Here is a 20,139-nt window from a genome sequence, read left to right as displayed (position 1 = left end):
ATCCACCGGAACAGCAAAAACTCGCCGCCTGACGCCGCTATCCTTCAAGCCGCCATACACCAGTCTTGACACTAGCTCGGGAATTGATGGCGAATCGTTGGAGCAATTCGAGTCTAACCTGAGTGGCAACCTGTACAAACTGTGGAATCGCATGTGTTCCGGCAGTTACTTTCCGCCAGCTGTCAAAGGCGTTCCTATTCCAAAGAAGTCTGGTGGAGTGCGAATGCTGGGTGTACCGACAGTGGCTGACAGGGTCGCGCAAACAGTAGTCAAGCGACTGCTGGAACCGATCATTGACCCGGTGTTCCATGTCAATTCTTATGGCTACCGCCCCGGGCGTTCGGCGCACGATGCGATAGCCATGGTGAGGCGGCGCAGCTGGGAATATGACTGGGTGATCGAGTTTGATATCAAAGGGCTCTTTGATAACATTGATCACAGCCTGCTTATGCGAGCGCTCAGGAAGCACTGTCAAACACCATGGGTATTGTTGTACGTTGAACGCTGGTTGACAGCGCCAATGTAAATGCCCGATGGTACGGTGCTAGCCCGTACTCGCGGCACACCGCAAGGCGGTGTCGTCAGCCCTATACTGGCTAATCTGTTTCTGCACTATGCCTTCGACATGTGGGTGGCGAAGCACCTTCCCAGTGTGCGGTTCTGCCGCTACGCTGATGATGGAGTCGTCCACTGTCGTAGCCTATCGCAGGGCAGACTTGCGCTGGAAAGGATTGGCGAACGCTTCCGGCAATGTGGACTTGAACTGCATCCTGAAAAAACGCGAATTGTGTACTGCAAGGATGTCAATCGGCAGGGAGACTTCCCGTGTGTGCAGTTTACCTTCCTCGGCTATTGCTTCCGACGGCGTAAAGCGGTTGATAAGTACGGTCGGATGTATGTGAACTTCGCACCGGCGGTTAGCCGTGATGCCCTCAAGGCAATGCGACAAACTATACGGAGTTGGCACCTTCAGCTGAAATGTGACAAGAGCTTGGCCGACCTCTCGGCCATGTTCAATCCGATCCTTCGGGGCTGGCATCAGTATTACGGCCGATTCTATCAATCGGCGATGTCGGCTGTGTGGCGACACTTGAATGCCTATCTGACACGCTGGATGATGCGCAAGTATAAGCAATTGGCTCGGCATAAAACCCGAGCAGGGCACGCTCTTGGGCGGCTTGCGCGGAAGTTTCCACATGCCTTCTGGCATTGGAAACTGGGATGTCTACCGAAGGCTGGATGATGGGAGCCGTATGACGCGAGAGTGTCACGTACGGTTCTGCGAGGGGCCGTGGGTGAAATCCCCACGGTCTACTCACCCCTACATCCGTACGCATGAAGGCTGGTTGTTCCTGGCTGCCGTACTCGATCTGTTCTCGCGCCAGGTAGTAGGCTGGTCGATGCAATCTCGAACGAACAAGGAGCTGGCACTTGATGCGTTACTGATGGCCGTCTGGCGCCGCCAACCAAAAGAGACGGTGACGGTGCATTCGGACCAGGGAAGCCAGGGCGGATTCAACTGGTCGTCGCAACACCTTAAATCAAGGAGGTGTTTATGGGAAGACCAGCGGGATGGATGCAGAAGTTGACGGGGCGGGGACCGATGCGCTCACCAGGTGCGCCGTCGCATCGGCGTGAGACCGAACGGCGATTTTGGGAGCAGATCGCAACAGGCATTACAAGTGAGAAGGCTGCTGAAGCGGTTGGCGTGTCGCAAGCAGTGGGAACTCGCTGGTTTCGTCATAATNTGGGAGCAGATCGCAACAGGCATTACAAGTGAGAAGGCTGCTGAAGCGGTTGGCGTGTCGCAAGCAGTGGGAACTCGCTGGTTTCGTCATAATGGTGGCATGCCACTTTCCATGTTGAGCCCGATATCCGGGAGATACTTATCATTTGCCGAACGAGAAGAGATTGGACTACTTTCATGCCAAGACATTGGAGTACGAGAGATTGCTCGCCGTATCGGGCGCAGTGCATCAACGGTATCCCGAGAACTGAGACGCAACGCTACAACTCGTGGCGGCCAACTTGAGTATCGCGCTTCGGTTGCGCAGTGGAAGGCGGAACTGGTTGCCAAAAGACCCAAACCATGCAAATTGACGACTTATCCACGATTACACCACTATGTGCAAGACCGTCTGGAGGGCAAGGTTCGCGACGCTAAGGGGCGTAATATTTCTGGGCCTGTGGCAGCGCCGTTCATAGGTAGAAACAAGCCGCATCGCGGTGACCGCAAATGGGGCAATGGCTGGTCACCCGAACAGATATCCAATCGACTGCAGATCGACTTTCCGGATGATGAATCCATGCGTATCTCTCATGAAGCCATCTACCAGGCTCTCTACATCCAGGGCCGAGGGGCTCTCAAACGCGAGCTGGTTAGCTGTCTGCGCACCGGGCGAGCGTTGCGCGTGCCTAGAGCCAGGGCACAGGCCAAGGCTTGGGCGCACGTTAGCGAGGAGGTGATGATCTCTAACCGGCCTGCAGAAGTGCAGGATCGCGCTGTGCCGGGGCATTGGGAGGGTGACCTGATCATCGGCCTGAACAGGTCGGCGATTGGAACGCTGGTTGAGCGCTCAAGCCGATTCACCATGCTTATTCACTTGCCACGCGAGGAAGGCTACGGGCTGATGCCCAGGACGAAGAATGGTCCTGCGCTGGCTGGCTACGGAGCTGTCACGATGGCCAATGCGCTCAAGAAAACCGTCACTGAGATGCCTGCCCAGTTGTGGCAGTCATTGACCTGGGATCGGGGCAAAGAACTCTCTGATCACGCCCGTTTTACAATCGAATCCGGGGTAAAGGTATTCTTCGCTGACCCGCATAGTCCATGGCAACGCGGAACAAACGAGAATACGAACGGCCTTCTTCGGCAATACTTCCCAAAGGGCACAGACTTGGCTCGTTGGAGCGATCGAGAGCTCCAGGCCGTTGCCAATACACTGAATTCCAGGCCACGAAAAACGCTCGGTTGGAAGACGCCAGCCGAAGCACTGGACGAGTACCTGAAATCTGTTCAACAATATGGTGTTGCGACGACCGGTTGAATCCGCCCAGTTCAGCAGTTACGATTGGCAGGCATTCCTGAACGCGCACAACCTGCAAGCCAGCATGAGCAGGCGCGGGAACTGCCATGACAACGCCGTAGCGGAAAGCTTCTTCCAATTGCTCAAGCGAGAGCGAATACGACGTCGTATCTACAACTCGCGTGAAGAAGCAAAACAGGATGTGTTCGACTATATCGAGATGATCTATAACCCAAAGCGCCGGCATGGTTACAACCATCACCTATCACCGGTAGACTACGAGAAGCAATACTTCGAACGGCTCGCTAGTGTCTAGGATACTAGGGGCGATTCAGATTAGTCTACCCCCGTTACCGTAGAAATCCTGAGCTCACAATAAGGCGCGTTCAAACGCCTCGAGAATGACGTCGGCTAGATAGCTGTGGCGTCGGGGACGATTGTAAAAGACTTCGATGTAATCGAAGATGTCGGCGCGCACCAAATCACGTGTTTTGTAGATACATTTACAGATCCTTTCCTTCTTCACGCTGCTAAAGAAGAATTCCGTCACAGCGTTGACGGTCCTATGTCTCAAGCTGTTCAAAGTCTGCCAAATTTCCTGCTGTACGTGAAATCGGGACAAGGTCACCTAAGGACTGCCTCCATTTCGGCTGCAATGAGAAATTGAGCACTACAGCCGAAAACACAACTCCAGGTAGCAAAACGGCAAGCACCAGCAACCCAAGATGGGATCGTACATTCAAGTAAGTGCCTTAAAACTGCCCGTGAGGGCATCGGCACAGCGTAACTCTCATACCAGTACAATAGCGTTCGACAAAGGCTCCACGGGCCGAAACAAGGGAATTTATAAGATGAACCGGTGCAACAGGTGATGGTATTGGTATGTTCCTGCAGTTCTCTCCGACGATGAAACAACTTGCGTTGTCCCGCTTACCCCTATGGCTAAAAGGTGCCTTTGGCTTGATCAGTGCTTTGGCACTCTTCTGGTCCCTGCTTCTTTACGACTTGCATCGCCTGCACAAACAATCAATTGTCAGCAGCCAGGTCGAGACACAGAATTTGGCGCGCGCATTTGCCGAAGAAGTCACTTCATCGGTCGATTCGATTGATATGACCCTCATTGACCTGCGCGACCGCTGGCAAATGGCTGGGCTTGACTTCGCCGATGCCGTGCAAAAGCGGCAAACCTATCTTGCCGAGGAAGTAGGTTTCCAAGTAGGTATTATCGACGCAGCCGGCTCGTTGCAGTTTTCTAGCAGCGATGTGCAAGCCAAAGGGATTAGCCTGAGCGACCGGGAGCATTTCCGCGTGCATGCGGATACACCCGGCGACAAGCTCTTTATTAGCAAGCCGGTTCTGGGTCGTGTATCAAAACGCTGGAGCATTCAGTTCACGCGCCCCATCATTGGGCCAAGTGGCCAGTTTGCCGGGGTGATCGTGCTGTCGGTCGCGCCGGATTATTTCTCTCGATTTTTTGACACCATCCATTTGGGAGCGGGTGGCGCCACCACGGTGCTGCACGCCAGCGGCGAAATCTTGGCGCGCTCGCCCAAGCCAGAACTGGCGCTTGGAAAAGCAATGAAGGAAACCTTCTGGATTGGCCCCAGAACTGACAGCGGCTGGTATCGTGCGCCATCGGAGATTGATGGCATCGAACGTATGTACGCTTGGCGTGCATTGCCCAAGATTGGCTTGGCAGTAACGGTTGGCCAATCCATAGATACCATCCTGACACCCTATTACGCGCAACGCCGTGTGTACCTGCTGGCTGGCTTGGGCGTCTCGCTCCTGCTCGTGCTCGTCGGCCATGTGCTCCTGCGAAGCCTACAGCAGCGCGCCAGGGATGCGACTGCTCTGGCGGCGAGCGAAGCGCGCTGGAAGTTCGCGCTGGAAGGCGCCGGTGACGGCGTGTGGGACCTCGACCTGCCGGCCCAGAAGGTCACCCTTTCGCGGCGCTGGAAAGCACTGCTGGGGTATCGGGAACCGGAGGTCGGCGACAACGTGGATGAATGGACCGGGCGCATTCATCCGAACGATCTGCCGGCTTTTCACAAGGCTCTCGAGGCGCATTTGTCTGGCGAGTCTCCTGGATACACTAGTGAGCACCGCCTGCGCTGCAAGGATGGAGACTGGAAATGGGTCTTAGAGCGAGGAATGGTAGTCAGCCGCGACCCTGGGGGCAAGGCGTTGCGCATCGTTGGCACCGCTTCGGACATTACTGACCGCAAGCACAATGAAGCAGCGCTCCAGGACTCCCTCAGGCGGTTGGAGGAAGAGCAAAGACGAATTCAGATCATTATTGACAATTCCCACGACGCCTTTCTCAGCGCAGATGGCAACGGCCGCATTACCGACTGGAACCGGAAGGCTGAACGTACCTTTGGCTGGCTGGCCAAGGAAGCCCTGGGAAAATACATCAGTGAGCTGATCATTCCGCCAGAAAAGCGGGCGGTACACGATGCGGGATACCGGCGCTTTATCGCCACCGGCAGCGGCGCCTTGATGGACACAGTCGTGGAGCTGGAAGCCTTGCGGCGTGATGGCTCCCGCATCCCCGTGGAATTGGCCTTGACGGGATACCACAATGGCCAGGGCTATGTGACTAATGCTTTTATCCGCGACATTACCGGGCGCAAGGATGCTGAGCGCCGAGACCGGGAGCGTCTACATTCGCTGAACGAAGCCCGTAAAGCGTTGCAACAGGCACAGAAGTTGGAAGCGCTTGGACGTCTAACTGGAGGCATTGCGCACGACTTTAACAATGTCCTGCAGACCCTGACCATGGGTATTGAAGTGGCGATGATTACGTCGGAAAGTCCGAAAGTCAAAACCACGCTCGAGGCAGCCAGGCGCGCTGTTCAGCGTGGCGTCGACTTGACAAGGCAGCTGCTGGTGTTCGGACGGGCGCAGGATGCACATTTGAAAGTGGTCAATCTGGCTGAGCAGGTCAGTGGCATGCTCGCCCTGCTTCAAGGTGCTTTGCCGAGCAACATTGCGTTTGAGCTGCAATTGAAAGATGACTTGTGGGCGGTCGAGATCGACCCATTGCAATTTGAGCTAGCCCTGCTCAACTTGGCAATGAATTCGCGGGACGCCATGCCAAGCGGAGGTGCGTTTCGAATTGAAGGCCGCAATGAAGTCATCGATGACGCCAGCAGTGAACTCGCACCTGGAGAATATCTGTGTCTGACGATTGCTGACACTGGCGAAGGAATGACACCGGAGGTGCTCGCCAAGGCGGTTGATCCGTTTTTCACGACGAAAGAAGTCGGCAAGGGTTCCGGTATGGGACTGGCACAGGTGTACGGGTTTGTGAAGCAAATGAATGGTAGCTTGAACCTGCGCAGCGAACCCGGTAAAGGACTCGAAGTCTCCATTTTGCTGCCGCGCTCATCGGCAAAACAGGTGGAACGGGAAGATGCGAAGCTAGCTCATAGTCGGCCAGCAGCGTTGCGAAACCAGTCCATTCTTTTCGTCGAAGACGATCCTTTGATACGGGAAACGGTGCACCCGGCGCTGGAAGCCCATGGATTTAATGTGAGGTCAGCAAGTGATGGTGAACAGGCGCTTGCGCTGCTCGAATCCGGGCACCAATTTGACCTGGTCTTTTCCGATGTGGTCATGCCCGGCAAGATCGACGGCATCCGGTTGTCCGAGATCGTTCGCGAGCAATATCCGGACTTGAAAGTCGTGCTCGCCACTGGATATTCCGAACGGAGGGTAACGTTCCCAGACGTGAAGGTACTGGGCAAGCCATATCAGATTGGACAGGTCATCGCTGCTCTAGACCAGACCTTTTACGAAACGGAAAACTCTCCCGGTTCTCTCCCTTGACCTTTTTCGCATAGAGGCATAGAGGCATACGGGTCGGAACCTGATCGCTCTACCAGATCTGCTTGGATGTCGCATAATGTTAAATAATTTCTTTATTGCAACTTATCTTCTGCCTGAAGAGACCCCCGTCACCACGGCACTGGGATTGAACTAGATAGGAGAAGCGGAAAATTCGCACCGCGTAAGAGCCTGTTCGGTATCTTTTTGGCATGCGCGCAGCCCCGGAAACCGGTTGAGTGCTAGGTTCGGCGACGCGTCGTATCGGGACTACGGCAAGAAGGACTCGGCGTCCCCCACAACACCGCAGGTGACCGGTTTCCAGGGCTGCCCTTAGGGTTCGAACGAGAAGGACTCGGCGCCCCGGGCACATTGCGGTGCTGCGGGGGATGCCGAGTCCGTGCGCACCGGGGCCTACCCTGTGCGACACGTCGCGCCTTGCACTGCATCCCTTCTCGTTCGAACGCGCATGTAAAAAAGATACCGAACAGGCTCTATGTCTACGATCCAAAAACTTGTCCCGAACGATAGCGGCGTTGGCTGCTGGTTAACCGCCCGATAGGACGTCAATCAAAGAAATGGACTTTTCGTAAATATCCAGTTCTTTCACATTGGCAACTCAACAAGTAGAATGTGAAGCTAGGTGTACAGAAAGGCCATAATGAGGGCCTCGTTTCGGGCAACATCTCTTTCAGGGCTCTCATTGTGACGACGCCAGCCTCACATGCTAATGAATCATCCCGCGCCGACCGAGACCATTTAGACGCCGAGTCGAACGCGGTACCGGCAGTCGCACCGCTTTCGTCATTACCGCGTCCCTCTTTGAGCCCGCGCTGCGTCTCCGTCGATCTCGAGGTTGGCATCAAAGACGCGACGATTCACCGTTTTGCCGGGGTCCGGGGTGACACCGACGCATCCTACGTCTATCAAAAGGGTGATTTGCTGGCGGCGCTGACCAAGCTCGATGAAGTCGCCGATGGCGCCTCCTTCCTGCTCGGCCATAACATCATTGCCTTCGATCGGCCGCACCTCGCCGCCGTCAAACCAGATCTTCGCTTGCTCAGCCTGCCGACGATCGATACGCTTTGCTTGAACCCGCTGGCGTTTCCACGCAACCCCTACCATCGCCTGGTCAAGCACTACCAGGACGGGAAGCTGCAACGCGGGCAGTTGAACGATCCTGAACTTGATGCCCGGCTTACGCTTGAGGTCTTTCGGGATCAGCTCCTGGCATTCAAGGAGTTGGCGCAGGAAGACCCTGACCTGGTCGCTGCGTGGCATTGGCTTACCACTTCGGACAACACGGTGTCGGGCCTGAACGCCTTCTTTCTGACCGTGCGACGCGTTGCCCGTCCCACCGATGAAGAAGCGCACATCGCCATAGGCCATCGCATCCAAGGCCAGGCTTGCGAGACGAGCGCACGTGAGATTCTTGCGAAGGCAAAAACCTACGGCTGGCCGCTGGCCTACGCCTTGGCCTGGCTTTCCGTCGCTGGCGGCAACTCGGTGATGCCGCCATGGGTCCGCCATCAGTATCCAGAAGCTGGCGACATCGTACGCCGGTTGCGCGATACCGCTTGCGGCGCTCCGGACTGTACATGGTGTCGCGAGCGGCACGACCCACGCAAGGAGTTGAAGCGTTGGTTTGGGTTCTCCGAGTTCCGGCCGCAACCCGCCGATGCTTCCGGTCGGCCTTTGCAGGAAGTGATCGTCGAAGCAGCCATGGGGAGACACCATGTTCTTGGTATTTTGCCAACAGGCACTGGAAAATCGCTCTGCTACCAGATTCCGGCCTTATCACGCTTCGACAAGACCGGTGCGCTGACGGTCGTCATTTCGCCGCTTGTTGCCCTTATGGCCGACCAGGTAGCCGGCCTAGAAGCACGGGGAATTGGTGTGTGCGCCGCCATCAACGGCTTGCTATCCCTCCCGGAGCGCGCCGACGTGCTCGACCGGGTGCGGCTGGGCGACGTCGGGATTCTCATCGTCGCGCCTGAACAGCTACGCAGCAAGGCCGTACGTAAGGTGCTGGCGCAACGCGAGATTGGCATGTGGGTATTGGACGAAGCGCACTGTATTTCAAAGTGGGGTCATGACTTCCGTCCCGACTACCGTTACGTCGGCCGCTTCATTCGGGAATCGGCAAAGGTGGACGTCGCCGCCCCAGTACTCTGCCTGACTGCCACGGCTAAGCCAGACGTGGTCGCAGACATGCTTGAGCACTTTCGCACCAAGGTTGGTATCGAATTGACCGTGTTCGACGGTGGTGCGAGCCGCGACAACCTTGATTTTGCAGTGGTGCCGACCACACCGGCGGACAAGTTTCCCCACCTGCATCAGATATTGCAGAGCGAACTGCCCGAAGACATGCCCGGCGGCGCGATCATCTACTGCGCCACCCGTAAGCAGACCGAGGAAATCGCCAAATACCTGCAAAAGAAAGGCTTGGCAGCCGACTTTTTCCATGCCGGCCTGCCGCCCGAGACCAAGAAAGACGTTCAACGACGCTTCGTGGAGGGGGAATTGCGGGTCATTACTGCCACCAATGCTTTCGGCATGGGCATTGACAAGCCGGACGTGCGCCTGGTGATCCACGCCGACATGCCGGGCTCTCTGGAAAACTACCTGCAGGAAGCTGGGCGCGCCGGCCGCGACCGGGCACCCGCACGCTGTATCGCGCTCTACACAGCTGAGGACGTGGAGCGCCAGTTCAGCATGTCGGCGCGCTCGCGGCTGACTCAGAAGGAAATCCAGGCTGTCCTTAAGTCCCTACGTGCGCTGGAGCGCAAGAAGCAGGCAACCGGAGAGGTAATCGCGACCGCGGGTGAGATCCTTGCGGAAGACGCAGAGGGTGACTTCGAGCGCGATTCGGCCACGGACGACACCCGGGTCAGGACCGCCATTTCCTGGCTGGAGGAAGCTGCGCTTCTGACCCGTGACGAAAACCACGTTCAAGTCTTCCCATCGTCGCTGCGGATAGCGACGATGGACGAGGCAAGAGACAAGCTGAAGAAGCAAGCACTTTTCGACGATTACCGTCGCCAACTGTTGGCCATTATCTACGCCATGCTGTCGGCTGAGGCCGACGAGGGCATTTCCACCGACGAGTTGATGGGTATAGCCGGCCTCTCCGCTGACAAGCTGCGCACCGCGCTCTATGACCTCGAGCGGCTGGGTATTGCCAGCAACGACACCGGCCTGACCGCCTTCGTGCACAGTGGAGTCAATCGCTCCTCCCAGAAGCGGCTGGAGGAAGCGATCGCCCTGGAAAACGGCCTCATCGATCTGATGCGGGAAGTCGCTCCAGACCTGCAAAAGGGGGAAACGTCGTTGCTTCAGCTACGGCATACCACCCAGGCGCTCAAAGACCAAGGCCACACCGGTGCCCTCCCCGACAAGGTTTCCCGACTGATCAACAGCATCGCGAGCGATGGTCGTAACGAAGATGGTGGCCTAGGGAGCCTGCGTCTGCGTCGGCTCGACGCTGAGAACATCCAAGTCACGTTGCAGCGCGATTGGACACACCTGGCGAGGACCGCGGACTTGCGACGCCAGGCGGCCGCCCTGGTCCTGCAGCACTTGATCTCGGTCTTGCCCTCCGGCGCGCGCGGCACAGATTTGCTGGCCGAAACCACTCTCGGTGCCCTGCATGCCGCACTCAAGACCGATGTCGTTTTGATCAGCCAGGTCAAGGATTCCGCCAAGCTGCTAGACCGTGCCCTACTCTGGCTACACGAACAGGACATCATCCGGCTCAACAAAGGCCTGGCTGTTTTTAGACCGGCGATGACCATCCGGCTGGGTAGCGAGCGACGCGGTTTTATCAAAGCCGACTTTGCGCCTCTGAAGATGCACTACGACGAGCAGGTCGTGCAAATTCACGTCATGGCGGAATATGCGCAGCGCGGCCTGCAACAAATGAACGACGCGCTACGCCTCGCCAACGACTACTTCAAGTTGAATAAGGAGGAGTTTCTGCGCCGCTGGCTGCCACTGAAGCAAAAGGAACTGGAGCAGCAGACCTTGCCCGCCTCCTACGCAGCGATCGTCGACAGCCTCAACCACTTGGTACAGCAGCGCATCGTCGCCGATGACCGTGAGCAAACCAATGTGTTGGTGCTGGCTGGCCCCGGCTCTGGCAAGACACGGGTCTTGGTGCACAGGATTGCCTATCTGGTGCGGGTCAGACGAGAAAATCCCCGCGGCATTCTGGCCCTCGCGTATAACCGCCACGCCGCCGTCGAGATCCGTCGCCGCTTGGCAAGTCTAATTGGTGATGATGCGAAAGGCGTCGTGGTCATGACTTGCCACGCATTCGCCATGCGCCTCACCGGGACCAGCTTCCGCACGCATGCGGCAAAAGACGAACAAGCCTTCAAATCGGTCATGCGCGAGGCGGTGGCGTTGCTCAAGGGCGAAGGCGCGGCCATCGACGAGGCCGATGCTTTGCGCGATCGTCTACTCGCTTCATTCCGATGGATCCTGGTCGATGAATACCAAGACATCGGACCGGACCAATATGAACTCATCGCGGCATTGGCGGGTCGCGCCCGTTCCGAGGAGGATGGCCGTCTCTCGCTGTTCGCCGTCGGGGACGACGATCAAAACATTTATGCCTTCGACGGCGCCAGCGTGGAGTTCATTCGCCGCTTCGAGGAGGACTACGCTGCTAAACCGGTATTTCTGGTCGAGAACTACCGATCGACCGGCAATATCATCGCGGCATCGAACCAGGTCATCGCACCTGCCCTGAACCGGATGAAAGCTGACCACCCAATCACCGTCAACCACAGGCGCGGCAGTGAAGACGCTGGAGGGGCTTGGACGAAGCTGGACCCGGTCGGGCGTGGACAGGTGTTGATCGTCGAGGCGGGTAAAGACGATTTGTCCCAAGCAGAGGCCGTCTTGGCCGAGATGCGTCGCCTCTTCGAGCTCTCACCAGAGCGGGATTGGTCCCGCATGGCCATCATCGCGCGCGAGTGGAAGACCCTTGACCCAGTGCGTGCCTACTGCGAACAGCACGACATACCGGTGCAGATGGCAGATGAGGACACAGGACACTGCTGGCAGCTGCGGGAAACGCGCGCCTTGGTCGCATGGCTGCGTGGCCGCCCGGGAACCATCGTCACCATCGACGAGATCCAGTCATGGTTGATGGGGCAGCCGATCAATCCCTGGTGGACCCTACTCCTGGAAGCTGCCGAGCACTATGCAGCTGAGACAACGCATGCCGAAGTATTGGTGGATCATTTTATCGAGTGGCTGGCGGAATGGGGGCAAGAGGTCAGGCGCCGGCAAAACGGATTGCTGTTGTTGACGGCGCACCGTGCCAAGGGCCTAGAGTTCGACCATGTCGCAGTATTGGACGGCAATTGGCGACGCTCAGGTCCATCTGAGGATGGCGATGCGCCGCGGCGGCTCTATTACGTTGCCATGACCCGTGCGCGCAGCACACTAATTCTAGCCAGGCTCGATGGTCGCCAAGGGTTCTGCGAGGAGCTGCTTACGAATCCAGCTGTCATGATTCGCCGGCCACCGCGGCCGTTGCTGCCGCAACAAGCTTTACGCAGGCGCTACCTGCGTCTGCCATTGAAACATGTCGATCTCGGTTATGCTGGTCGGCGCCATGAACAGGATCCTCTCCATGCCGCGATTGCGTCGCTATCCGCCGACAGCCCGGTTACGATCGAGCAGAACGCCGAGCAATGGGAGATTATTGACGACAAGCGCCGCGTCGTCGGCCGCCTCGCGCGATCGTTTCGGATTCCCGATGGCATGCGGTTCTTGTCTGGCAAGGTGAACAGCGTCATCGTAAGACGGCGCAAGGACAGCGATCCGACGTTCCAGGCGTCGCTCCGGTGCGAACAGTGGGAGGTGATCCTGCCAGAACTCGTGTTCGAGCCCATCATTCGCCCCGACCCGTTACGGTAATTGTCAACCGGGTTAAACGGGAGGAATTGCACCTTCCGGGCGTTAGCGCGGTTGGGCACTCCCCTTTCAATGACGGGACTGTTTTCGTTACCAGACCTACGTTCCACAGTTACTTCGTATCGCATTGCCAACGTTGCCATAATGTTTAATGTTTGCTCTATGACGAGTTCCATCTCGTGGGAGCTACCCAACCTTTGCTTTCTTAATTGAAGCAAGAAATACCAATACGTAGCAAAACGTAGTGTTCTCGCTACGCTCAAACTGCGGCCTCCAAACTTTGACTTAGATCAAAGTTTCTTTGGTGCAATATCGATGTAATGCCTTCCATGCGCTGTATTGCAGCAAGACAACCGGAAATTAGGGGGCATTGTATCGAGCCGACCTAATGTCAAATAGGAAGAGACAATGCGAAAGAACCTGCCCGTCAATGATAGCGAATACGTGCTACAGGATGATCGTCCTATTGTCTCCAAGACCGATCTAAAAGGCCGCATCACCTATATCAACCCCTATTTTCTAGAAGTCAGCGGTTTCGACGAAGACGAATTGATGGGTGCGCCGCATAATATCGTTCGCCATCCAGACATGCCGGAGGGCGCCTTTGGCGATTTGTGGCAAACACTCAAAGCCGGGGAAATATGGAGCGCGCCGGTCAAGAATAGACGTAAGGATGGCGGATATTACTGGGTAATTGCCCACGTCACGCCAATTACCGAAGGCGGACGAATCGTCGGGTACATGTCGGTGCGAACCAAGCCAACGCGCCAGCAGATACATGCCGCAATAGCTGCATACGCTGAAATCAACAAAGGTAGCCAAAGTACGATCACCTTGGCTCAAGGGCGCCTGGTTCGTAAATCTGCTTTATCGGCATTGCTACGGCGTGGCCGACTCTCCATGCGAGTACGCATTGCATTAACATCGCTGCCACAGGTCGTCGTCGCTGCGTTTGCACTATTACATCTGCTGCTCACTACCGCCGCCATTCCCGAATGGATGTTGTATGCGGCGGTGGTCGGTGGCCTGCTCAACATTGCCCTGTATGCCTACATAGATCGTGGCGTTGTGCGACCAATGGGGGATGCTATTGATCTAGCGAAATCGCTCGCCGGCGGCGACCTGACACAACGAACCCTGCCACAATGCAATGGTGAAGGCGGGAGATTATTGCGCGCACTGGGCCAAATGCAGGTCAACCTGCTTGCTGCAATTGGCGACATCCGAGAAAACGTTACTACAATCAACCAGGCTACGAGAGAAATCGCCGCAGGCAACGTGAATCTTTCGGCGCGTACCGAAACACAGGCGGCAAGCCTAGAAGAAACGGCATCGAGCATGGAGCAATTTGCTGCGACAGTAAGTCAAAATGCCAGCAATGCGCAGCAAGCAAGGCTGTTGTCGGAAGAAACCCATGCTGTCGTTCGACGTAGCGATGCTGCCGTTGCCGATGTGGGCGCAACTATGAATGCCATATCTGATTCAGCCAAACGTGTCGCTGAAATTACTAGCACCATTGATGCCATTGCCTTTCAAACCAACATCTTGGCATTGAACGCAGCGGTTGAGGCAGCTCGTGCAGGAGGGTCCGGTCGTGGCTTTGCAGTAGTTGCGGCAGAGGTGCGTGGATTAGCACAGCGCTCGGCCGCCGCCGCAAAAGAAATCAAGCACCTGATTGACGACTCAGTTGAAAAAGTGAACGCGGGTAGCAACCTCGTAACAGGTGCCAGAGTTACCATGGCTCAGGTTGTCGATGCGGTCGCCCGCATGTCGCATGTAGTCGATGAGATTGCGGCGGCAAGCAATGAACAGGCGTTGGGGGTACAGCAGGTCAATGATGCGGTTGGCCACATGGATAAAGTGACTCAGCAAAACGCAGTGCTGGTTGAGCAGGCTGCCGCCGCATCAGGTACCTTGCATGAACAAGCCATGCACCTCAGCCATGCAGTGTCGGTCTTTACAATGGGGCCCGCTGTCCAATAGTCTATTTATCTTAAGGCGGCACCGACTCGGTGGGAGCCACGTCTGTACAGTCCCGGAGTTCTGTAATGATTGTCAACGTGGCACCGGCCTGCACGCTGATACTCTGACTTAGCGGGTTGTATCCTGAAAAGACGACCACCGGCAAGACTGCCACTGGCGCGTAGGGCGGGCTTATGATCGACGGGCCAGTTGTAGCGCTACCTTGCAGGTAAACCGTCGTCGTTCCTCTGATATCCCGTCCCGTCCAATCCGGCATTTCAAGTCCGGATTGATGGGCACCACCCTGAGGCTTCCATCCCATACCAGACAATGGTAGCGTTATAGCGTCTGCCGTTTTATTGACGATATCTATTTTTTCCCAAATGCGGGACAGGCAGCCACCTGGCTGTTTTCCCTCAACGGTATAGACGATGCCCCCGACCACCGTACCTTGACTTGGACTGCTGGCATAGCCCTGCATGGGACCTTGAGCATGTAGCTGATGGACACCGACATGGCTACCAGGATGAAAATGGCCTATATCAAGCCAGCTTGATGGCGCCGACGGATAGACCAATATCCGACGCCCGTCTACGATCCACTCAAGCGTCTGAGTGAACTGTACCGGATCATTGGGGATTCCCAGAGGAGTTCCAGGTTCATTTATGGTGACTTTGAGACTCGCATTTTGATCTATGACGGTAAATGCATCGGCTCGTGCCAAACTAGGGCCAAGCACCAGAATCGTGGCGAGAAATGCTATTTCTCGCATACACACCGTGTTGTCGTTCATTTGCCTTCTCCTACATTGGTAGATTGGGATAAGGCCAGCACCATGAAAAGCCTACTGGCCAATACAAGCATGGCAAATGCCGTACCAACGCCTTCACGCCGTTCATACGTCGTTAAAAATCAGAGAGTTAGTAATGACCGCCACACTTCGAAAGAAGCGCAGGGTGACACCCCAGCGTGCAATACGAAGACATCTTCCAACACATGCCGTCTATCGTCGGGTTGGACGCAACAGCGCAAATCGCGCGGGACTGCCATCACCCATTGCTGATCGTTCTCCAGCTGTTTGTACAGGAGATAGCTTCATTCTGATCAGAACGGACTCTTATAGATTCACTAAGTATTTGGATCTTGACCAGCCTTCCGTCAATATCGACTATCGCCTTGCCCCTGCGTGTGGGCTGCCCCAAGTGTCGTGGAGCGAATCACGTTGCATATCGTTGCGTAACCCTAGCAGGATACGCATAATGTCTAGAAATTTCTTTTATACAATATCCAGTCCCCTCCGAGACTCCATGTGCGGTCCTGCATCCGATCTGTTCCAGAAATAACGATCGGCATAAATATGGTTATGGTCCGTAGTTGCTTTTATCCAATTTTAGTCAACTTGACCGTAAATACCGCAGAATGACCGATGACGCATCGGTGACTATGCATTAAGTCCCACCAAGATATTGTGCTATCATTTGATGGCACAATGGGGGTCTTATGCAAACATTTTCTGTCCGCGATCTGCGCGAGCGTACTGGCGATATCACACGCGCTGCCGAGTCTGGCGAAATGGCGGTCGTTGCCAAACACGGTGAACCGATCTTTTTAACGGTTCCATTCGACGAATTCCTGCTTCAGCACGGGGTAAAGCTGGATGTCGCCGTCAAGTTGTTTGCAACGGATGTGCTGACACTTGCCAAGGCAGCACGGTTTGCCGGACTTTCCCAGGAAGCGTTTATCGAAATTCTCGGGTCTATCGGTATCCCAGCGGTTAAGTACGATCCTACTGAGCTCGATGAAGAGTTGAAACTGCTAGAACAATGACTCTTATTGTTGCTGATTCGAGCCCTCTTATTGCATTTGCGCGATCCGACTACCTTGATCTGGTGCGAGATGTTGCCGGCACCATTCACGTCCCGCACACTGTGTGGCAAGAATGCGTTCACGATCTGTCCAAACCAGGGGCGCAGAGAATTCAACAAGCAGTCGCTAAAGGCATAATCACGCGTCTTGATGATCCTGCGCTCCCGACTTCGCTCGAAGTCACCCCGATTGATGCAGGTGAAAAGGCGGCTATTGCGCTTGCTCTGAAACAGAACTGCCCTATTTTGCTTGACGAACGTCTGGGACGAATTGTCGCGCGGCGGCACAACCTTTCCGTGGTTGGCAGTGCCGGTATTTTGCTGACGGCAAAAAACCGTGGTTTAATTCCAGCTGTCGGTCCGGTTTTGGATCAATGGATTAGCTTTGGTTACCGGCTTTCCAATGAGTTGGTCGCCGAAGTGCTAAGGAGGGCACAAGAAGAACGCTAAGCAGACATACAGTTAAATCAACTATTCTGCCGTATCGTTTAGCGTATTGCTTCCCGCCGCATCAAGTACATCGAAGATTGGTTCATGAATACTGCCGACCTGTTAAGTATGCGCTCGTTAAACGGCAGTCTAACCAACGTATATGGACTCCCTCCAAAGTACAAGGGACTGATCGACAGGAATGACATGAGGGAGGAGCCTGCAGTCGTATATCCGGCATCTGAGGTGGACTCTGTTGTGGTCCGTGCCGACATGGAATCTGCGTCACCATTGCGCCAATCGTTGCGAGCGGCAGGCATACAGCTGCCGGGCGAGTTATCGGCGTCAAACGGTATGGGTGTATCCCTGGGTGCCATGACGGGCGATCAATCTCTTCGCAAAGGCGGGTATGTTCAACTTCGGTTTGTAGCGTATTGCTCAGGCAGGCATCGGGTACGTCGGATCGTTAAGCTTCTGACTCATGCGCGTAACGCTTCCTCCATAGATTTCTCCATCACGTAAAGTCGCATAATGTTAAAAGTTTCCCTTATGCAATTCATCGGATGTTGGAAATGTCACCCATCATTGAACTACATATTTACTAAGCACCCTGCTCCGTCAGACCTTAGCACGCCGCTCCGCTCGTATTGTGCATAATGCTTCAGGGTAAAAGGAGCCTTAACAGATCAAACCAATATTATTCATTACCATCACGTCAAAAAACACTCCCCATTTTAGTGCTGACGTTCCAAAATTTGCCTTACTAAAACTTTTCTCAGAATTGGTCCATTGGCGGACAGAAAGCGATCCGCTTTTTAACTTCCGGTTCCAATTTCATTTCCAACCACTGATATGCATCAAGCACATGCATTCCAGCAAAATTACCATAAATTCTCGTTGAGAAAAATTAGGAACTTCGATCTACTTGAATGGGGTAACGCATCATGCGGCAGATGCCTCGAATGGAAGGCCATTCAATAAAAGAACTCTCGCTTTCTGATCATGCATTTATGGCGGAAGGACCGCGCTTTGAAACAAATGACGCAACCGTGATCGGATCGATCCGGGTTGCGCTGGCGGCGGCCTTGCTTACCTCTGTGTATTCAATAGAAGTACTGTCACATGGCAAAAACCTCGCAGCGATTGTCTGCTTATTCTATTTAACTTACTCCGTTCTCGGGTTAGTGTTGACCAAGCAGTCCCTTCACTCGAGGCTGGCCGGCGGCATGGTATGGGTTGATGTCGTTTGGCTCGCGCTGCTTGTCAGTCTCACCGGGGGCGCTAGCAGCCTCTTTTTTTTGGCATTCCTATTTCCCGTGCTTGCAGGATCCTTCAGTCGCGGCTTTGAGCAAGGTGCGCTACTGACCATCGTCTCTGCTGGCTTGTTGACGGTGGCACACCTGCTGGTCGGCTCCGACTTGCCGCGCCTGCTGATGCGGCTGGCATTTCTGCTTTCGCTCGGTTATCTCAGTGCTTATTGGGGAGAGGCAAAAATCCAGCTGAAACGACGGCTGGAACTGCTGCGTGACGTCAGTCAGATATCTAATCCACGTTTCGGAGCCGAACGTACTTTGCAATCCATCCTCTGGCAGATATGCCGTTTCTACCGCGCCCGGCGTTGCATTCTGCTGCTTGAACACTGCGACGGAACGTCCGTAACCGTGCACAAGGCGAGCCGAAAGAAAGCGGGATCCGGCCTCAGGACGGTGCAGAGGGATGCGATTGCGTCCGAGTTAATGTCAATTGTTGTGGATGATATTCTTGGGTCAAGCGGCGATTTTCTTGGCGTCTTCCGGCACTCCGTCTTTGAACTCAACGCCGGCAATGACCTCTGCTAGACGTTGTGCTCCTTTGAGTTTGCGCCAGCCGCGCTCGGCACTCTTTGCCAGCATGAAGACCATGGCCAGCATGCTCTGGCGTGACACACAGCCTCGCGTCTTTGCCGTACGCAGCCGCACCGTGGCAAACGTCGATTCAATCGGATTGCTTGTTCGAATGTGAACCCAGTGCTCAGCTGGAAAGTCGTAAAAGGCCAGCATGGCGTCTCGGTCTTTCACCAACGTCTGTACTGCTTTCGGATATTTTGCTTCGTAGTTGACGATGAAGCTGTCAAACGCCCGATGCGCGTCTTCCCGACTGGCTGCCATCCAGATGTCCTGCAGTGCGGCTTTGGCCTTGGGTTGCTGACTCTTGGGCAGCTTGTTCAACACGTTGGCCGTCTTGTGGACCCAGCAGCGCTGGCCTCGGGTATGGCCAAATACTTGCGGCAACGCTTTCCAGAAACCCAGGGCGCCATCGCCAATCGCCAACTTCGGATCAACCTTCAGGCCGCGCGCCTTCAGGTCCAGCAGCACTTCCTTCCATGAGGCTTCCGATTCCCGATAGCCGTCACCAATGGCAACCAGTTCCTTCTTGCCCTCGGCGGTGGCGCCAATGACCACCAGCATGCACTGGCTGGCATCTTCCAGGCGTACACCGAAATGCACGCCATCGACCCACAGGTAGACATAGTGCTTGTTGGCCAGACTGCGTTTGCACCAGCGGCCATGTTCGTCCTTCCAACTGTCCTTGAGGCGGCTGATCGTCGAGGGCGACAAACCCGACGCATCACGCCCCAGTAGCGATGTCATGGCTTCGCTAAAGTCCCCAGTCGATATGCCTTTGAGATACAGCCACGGCAGCAGCTCTTCAATGGTCTTGGTACGACGCAGATAGGGAGGCAATATCGCCGAGCTGAACCTGATCTGTTTCGCCCGGTCCCGCACTCGTGGCGCCTTGACTTCAATATCGCCCAGTCCAGTCTGGATCGTTCGTTGCGGCAGGTAGCCATTGCGGACCAGGCGTTGCCGGCCCTGTTCATCTTGCAGTCCCTGATGTCGAGCCAGGAACTCCTGGACTTCGGCTTCGATGGCGGCGGCCAGCATCTGCCGGGCGCCGTCCCGCAACAGATCCGTCAGCGCATCGGTTGCTGCCGAGGGCACCCCTGGACTCTTGAGTCCGATTACGTTATCTTGCTTCAAGGCGTATTCTTTCCTTGTAAGAGGTTGATGATTCCGGAAGAACCATCAAGAATACGCCGCCTCACTCCCTCACGTCAT

9 protein-coding genes and 5 pseudogenes are annotated in these 20,139 nt (G+C 55.5%); 11 read left to right on the top strand and 3 right to left on the bottom strand.

Annotated features, from left to right (window positions below; all coding sequences use genetic code 11):
* Positions 1-151 precede the first annotated feature (151 nt).
* The 5 genes and pseudogenes from RY831_RS29840 to RY831_RS29820 all read left to right on the top strand — a co-directional run.
* Positions 152-793: pseudogene (locus RY831_RS29840) on the top strand (group II intron reverse transcriptase/maturase); the annotation flags it as partial.
* 99 nt (positions 794-892) lie between these two features.
* Complete coding sequence (locus RY831_RS29835; RefSeq protein WP_326509968.1) at positions 893-1,243, top strand: group II intron maturase-specific domain-containing protein; 351 nt, start codon at positions 893-895, stop codon at positions 1,241-1,243.
* A gap of 79 nt (positions 1,244-1,322) precedes the next feature.
* A pseudogene (locus tag RY831_RS29830) lies at positions 1,323-1,514 on the top strand (DDE-type integrase/transposase/recombinase); the annotation flags it as partial.
* 62 nt (positions 1,515-1,576) lie between these two features.
* Positions 1,577-3,047, top strand: a pseudogene (locus RY831_RS29825) (IS30 family transposase).
* Positions 3,046-3,342 (top strand): annotated as a pseudogene (locus tag RY831_RS29820) (IS3 family transposase); the annotation flags it as partial. The pseudogenes RY831_RS29825 and RY831_RS29820, both read left to right, overlap by 2 nt.
* Positions 3,343-3,396: 54 nt before the next feature.
* Here RY831_RS29820 and RY831_RS29815 read toward each other — a convergent pair.
* A pseudogene (locus RY831_RS29815) lies at positions 3,397-3,582 on the bottom strand (IS3 family transposase); the annotation flags it as partial.
* A gap of 326 nt (positions 3,583-3,908) precedes the next feature.
* Between RY831_RS29815 and RY831_RS29810 the strand changes: the two are divergent.
* The 3 genes from RY831_RS29810 to RY831_RS29800 all read left to right on the top strand — a co-directional run bounded on the left by RY831_RS29810 (position 3,909) and on the right by RY831_RS29800 (position 14,768).
* Entirely contained in the window at positions 3,909-6,860 is a 2,952-nt protein-coding gene (locus RY831_RS29810; protein ID WP_326509966.1) for a PAS domain S-box protein, read from the top strand.
* 819 nt (positions 6,861-7,679) lie between these two features.
* Positions 7,680-12,788 carry a RecQ family ATP-dependent DNA helicase gene (locus tag RY831_RS29805; protein ID WP_326509965.1) on the top strand — a complete coding sequence of 1,703 codons (5,109 nt, stop codon included), beginning with the start codon at positions 7,680-7,682 and terminating at the stop codon, positions 12,786-12,788.
* Positions 12,789-13,193: 405 nt separating this feature from the next.
* Complete coding sequence (locus RY831_RS29800) at positions 13,194-14,768, top strand: methyl-accepting chemotaxis protein (protein WP_326509964.1); 1,575 nt, start codon at positions 13,194-13,196, stop codon at positions 14,766-14,768.
* A gap of 10 nt (positions 14,769-14,778) precedes the next feature.
* Here the strand turns inward: RY831_RS29800 and RY831_RS29795 are convergent, their stop codons facing one another.
* Positions 14,779-15,540, bottom strand: coding sequence for a hypothetical protein (locus tag RY831_RS29795; RefSeq protein ID WP_326509963.1), 762 nt, complete (start codon positions 15,538-15,540; stop codon positions 14,779-14,781).
* A 707-nt stretch (positions 15,541-16,247) separates the two neighbouring features.
* Here RY831_RS29795 and RY831_RS29790 point away from each other — a divergent pair.
* The 3 genes from RY831_RS29790 to RY831_RS29780 all read left to right on the top strand — a co-directional run bounded on the left by RY831_RS29790 (position 16,248) and on the right by RY831_RS29780 (position 18,879).
* On the top strand, positions 16,248-16,574 hold the full coding sequence (locus RY831_RS29790) for a UPF0175 family protein (RefSeq protein WP_326509962.1): 327 nt from the start codon (positions 16,248-16,250) through the stop codon (positions 16,572-16,574).
* On the top strand, positions 16,571-17,062 hold the full coding sequence (locus RY831_RS29785) for a PIN domain-containing protein (RefSeq protein WP_326509961.1): 492 nt from the start codon (positions 16,571-16,573) through the stop codon (positions 17,060-17,062). The genes RY831_RS29790 and RY831_RS29785 overlap by 4 nt, the downstream gene beginning before the upstream one ends.
* A 941-nt stretch (positions 17,063-18,003) precedes the next feature.
* Positions 18,004-18,879, top strand: coding sequence for a hypothetical protein (locus RY831_RS29780; protein ID WP_326509960.1), 876 nt, complete (start codon positions 18,004-18,006; stop codon positions 18,877-18,879).
* Here the strand turns inward: RY831_RS29780 and RY831_RS29775 are convergent.
* Complete coding sequence (locus RY831_RS29775; protein ID WP_326509959.1) at positions 18,808-20,061, bottom strand: IS256 family transposase; 1,254 nt, start codon at positions 20,059-20,061, stop codon at positions 18,808-18,810. The two genes, RY831_RS29780 and RY831_RS29775, sit on opposite strands and share 72 nt — an antisense overlap.
* Positions 20,062-20,139 lie beyond the last annotated feature (78 nt).

The sequence above is a fragment of the Noviherbaspirillum album genome (assembly GCF_035916955.1).
Taxonomy (GTDB): domain Bacteria; phylum Pseudomonadota; class Gammaproteobacteria; order Burkholderiales; family Burkholderiaceae_D; genus Noviherbaspirillum; species Noviherbaspirillum album.
Note: the sequence above shows the minus strand (reverse complement) of the source record. Positions and strands in the feature narration are given on the sequence as shown.

Coding starts and splice junctions, on each gene's coding strand:
- RY831_RS29780 (WP_326509960.1), top strand. CDS start 18,004: ATGGAAGGCCATTCAATAAAAGAACTCTCGCTTTCTGATCATGCATTT.
- RY831_RS29800 (WP_326509964.1), top strand. CDS start 13,194: ATGCGAAAGAACCTGCCCGTCAATGATAGCGAATACGTGCTACAGGAT.
- RY831_RS29795 (WP_326509963.1), bottom strand. CDS start 15,540: ATGAACGACAACACGGTGTGTATGCGAGAAATAGCATTTCTCGCCACG.
- RY831_RS29810 (WP_326509966.1), top strand. CDS start 3,909: ATGTTCCTGCAGTTCTCTCCGACGATGAAACAACTTGCGTTGTCCCGC.
- RY831_RS29790 (WP_326509962.1), top strand. CDS start 16,248: ATGCAAACATTTTCTGTCCGCGATCTGCGCGAGCGTACTGGCGATATC.
- RY831_RS29835 (WP_326509968.1), top strand. CDS start 893: ATGTATGTGAACTTCGCACCGGCGGTTAGCCGTGATGCCCTCAAGGCA.
- RY831_RS29785 (WP_326509961.1), top strand. CDS start 16,571: ATGACTCTTATTGTTGCTGATTCGAGCCCTCTTATTGCATTTGCGCGA.